This window comes from Streptomyces himalayensis subsp. himalayensis, assembly GCF_013778455.1.
GTDB classification, from domain to species: Bacteria; Actinomycetota; Actinomycetes; order Streptomycetales; family Streptomycetaceae; genus Streptomyces; species Streptomyces himalayensis.
Map to the genome: position 1 here is coordinate 1 of NZ_JACEHE010000076.1, position 3087 is coordinate 3087.

General features: G+C 65.2%; 3 protein-coding genes. All 3 read left to right on the forward strand.

Annotated features, from left to right (window positions below):
- Positions 1 to 1233: extracellular solute-binding protein (locus tag H1D24_RS41435; protein WP_309484637.1), on the forward strand; the 1233-nt coding region annotated here is incomplete at its 5' end.
- Positions 1230 to 2264 (forward strand): carbohydrate ABC transporter permease, encoded by a 1035-nt coding sequence (locus tag H1D24_RS41440; RefSeq protein ID WP_181662942.1) that lies wholly within the window; start codon positions 1230 to 1232, stop codon positions 2262 to 2264. The genes H1D24_RS41435 and H1D24_RS41440, both read left to right, overlap by 4 nt.
- On the forward strand, positions 2261 to 3085 hold the full coding sequence (locus H1D24_RS41445) for a carbohydrate ABC transporter permease (protein ID WP_181662943.1): 825 nt from the start codon (positions 2261 to 2263) through the stop codon (positions 3083 to 3085). Before H1D24_RS41440 ends, H1D24_RS41445 begins: the two co-directional genes overlap by 4 nt.
- Positions 3086 to 3087 lie beyond the last annotated feature (2 nt).

A 3087-nucleotide genomic window follows, 5' to 3' on the forward strand; every position in this document is an offset into this window, starting at 1 on the left:
GGTGGTGGTTCGTCGAGTGGCTCGTCGACGGTCACCGTCATGTCGACCGAGGATGACAAGAAGATCATGCAGGCGGTCGGCAAGGCGATCGGTATCAAGGTCAACTTCGTGGCCGCGGACCCGACGAAGCTGAACGCGCTGCTGGCGTCGAAGAACCCGCCGGACCTGGTGCGGGGCCTTGGGGCGACGGAGACGCCGTACTTCGCCGCGCGTGGGCTGATGACGGATCTGGACCCGTACTTCGAGAAGAGTGCGGTGCTGAAGGCCTCCGATCTGGATCCGGTCAACGACGTGTGGCGCTATGACGGCGAGAAGCAGGGCGCGGGGCCTCGCTACGGCATGGCCAAGGACTACTCGCAGGACCAGATGTTCTGGTACCGGACGGACATGTTCGAGGCGGCGAAGCTGGATCTGCCCAGTGAGAGTGAGCCGCTCTCCTATGACGAGTGGCTGGATCTGGGCAGGGAGCTGACCAAGCGCAGGCTGGGCAAGGTGAAGGTCTACGGGCTCAACGCGACGGGGCTGGGCGCGTTTTCGCAGTTCATGGGTATGACGGCCTCGGCCGGTGGCAGCCTGTTCGCGGAAGATCTGGCGTCGGTCGATTTCTCCTCGCCCGAGGCGCTCAAGGCGCTCAAGTGGTACCTGGAGTATGCGCGGGCCAATGTCGGTCCGAACGTGGCCAACCCCAACCCGGACGGCTGGGACTGGCCGACCTATCAGGCCGGGCGGATGGCGATGGCCTGTGACGGCTACTGGTTCGGTGGGGCGATCGGTGCCGAGGCCAAGATCGCTGAGGTGTCGCGTCTTGCGCCCGCCCCGCAGCTGGGCGGCAACCGCATCAGCCCCTGTTTCGGTGCGACCGGTTACTGGATCCCCAAGGACGCCAAGAACAAGGACGCGGCCTGGAAGTTGTTCGAGTACTACTTCGCCGGCAAGCCCGCCGAGGAGCGAGCCACCAGCGGCTGGGGCATCCCGACGTTGAAGTCGCTGCGTTCGAAGATGCCGCAGACGAACGCGTTCCAGAAGCAGGCGTTCACGGTGCAGGAGGGGGAGCTCAAGCACTTCTCCGTGCTGACGTTCACCCCGTATGCGCAGCTGACCGCCCTGGACGGTGTGATCAACAAGGTGCTGCCGAAGGCGATCAAGGGCACGACGTCCGCGGGCAAGGTCGCTGATGAGCTCAACACGCTGATGAACGAGCAGATCGCCAAGGGCAAGGAGCTGGTGGGGTGAGCACCGGCCAGCTCACCGATCAGGCCGCCGGGACGGGCGGGGCGTCATCGTCCCCGTCCCGGCGGCCGGCCAGGGCGCCGAGCCGCCCGGCCAGCTTGCGCACCCGCAGGGCGCGTGCGTTCTATGTGTTCACCCTGCCGTGGGTGGTGAGTTTCCTGGCGCTGACGGCCTTCCCTCTGGGGTATGCGCTGTGGCTGAGCTTCACCAACGCCGACGGCCTGTCGAACAATTCACGCTTCGTGGGACTGGACAACTACAAGGAGGTCTTCACCGACCCCGAGACGATGGCCTCGCTGGCGCGCACCGGAGTGTTCACCGCGATCACGGTGCCGCTGGGGATCCTTGCGGGGCTGCTGCTGGCGGTGCTGGTGAACCAGCCGATCAGGGCCCGCGGGCTGTTTCGCACCCTGCTGTATCTGCCCGCCGTGGTGCCCCCGGTCGGCGCGGCCCTCACCTTCAAGCTGATCTTCGACCGTGACTCGGGAGCCGCCAACGGCCTCCTTGACATCGCCGGTATCAACGGCATCAACTGGCTGGTCGACCCCTATGCCCGCTGGGTACTGATCGTGCTGACCATGTGGGCCGTGGGCAACGGCATGATCATCTCGCTGGCGGGGCTGCAGGACATCCCCAGGGAACTCAACGAAGCGGCCAGGGTGGACGGAGCCGGCCCCTGGCAGTCCTTCACCCGCATCACCCTGCCCCTGCTCTCCCCGGTCATCTTCTTCCAGGTCGTCACCGGCATCATCGCCTCACTGCAGACCTTCATGCCCCTGCTCATCGCGCTCGACCCCACCCCCAGGGGCGTCTCGGCCGTGCCCGAGAGCAACTACTTCTACATGATCCACGTCTTCGCCCAGTACTTCGCCAACGGCCGCTACGGCTACGCCTCCGCCCTGCTGTGGGTGCTCTTCGCGATCATCTGCGTCGTCACCTTCCTCATCTTCAAACTCAGCAAGGGCGCGGTGTTCTACTCCGTCGAACCCGAGCAGGCAAAGTCCAAGCCCCGCACGATCGGAGACAGCCGATGAGGGTTCTCTCCCGGCGCAGCACCATCTACATCCTCCTGGTCGGCATCCTGGTGCTGATGCTCAGCCCCTTCGGCTGGCTCGCCATCACCGCGCTCAAGGACTCCTCCGAACTGCGCGCCTTCCCCATCCACTGGTGGCCCCACCAGCCCAGCGTGGGCAACTTCCACGACGCGCTGACGATGTTCGACTACCTCGGCTACGCCCGCAACTCCCTGACCATCGCCACCCTCTACGCCGTCCTGGTCACCCTCGCCTCGGCCTGGGCCGGCTACGGCTTCGCCCGCCTGGAAGCACCCGGCAAGAAAGCCATCTTCGCCGTGCTGATGTCGACGATGATGCTGCCGGCCGTGATCACCCTCATCCCGACATACCTGATGTTCGCCAAGCTCCACCTGGTCAACACCTACATGCCCTGGGTGCTCTGGGGCCTGTCCGGCGCCCCCTACCTGATCTTCCTGTTCCGGCAGTTCTTCACCAACATGCCCAAAGAACTCGAAGAAGCCGCGATCATCGACGGCTGCGGACAGATCCGCATCTTCTGGCGGATCTTCCTCCCCCAGTCCTGGCCCGTCATCGCCACCAGCCTCATCCTGTCCTTCTCCTGGACCTGGGGCGACTACATCGCCCCCGCCCTCCTCCTCGACGACGCCCGCACCACCCTCGCCGTCAAACTCGCCACCGGCTACGTCAACCAACACGGAGCCCAACTCGGCAACATCGTCGCCGCCGGCGCAGTCATGTACGTCCTACCCGTCCTCGCGCTCTTCCTGATCATGCAACGCGGCTTCATCTCCGGCATCTCCACCTCCGGACTCAAGTAACG

What these genes read in the sequence shown, in the direction of transcription:
- H1D24_RS41445 (WP_181662943.1), top strand. Translation starts at nt 2,261, where the DNA reads ATGAGGGTTCTCTCCCGGCGCAGCACCATCTACATCCTCCTGGTCGGC.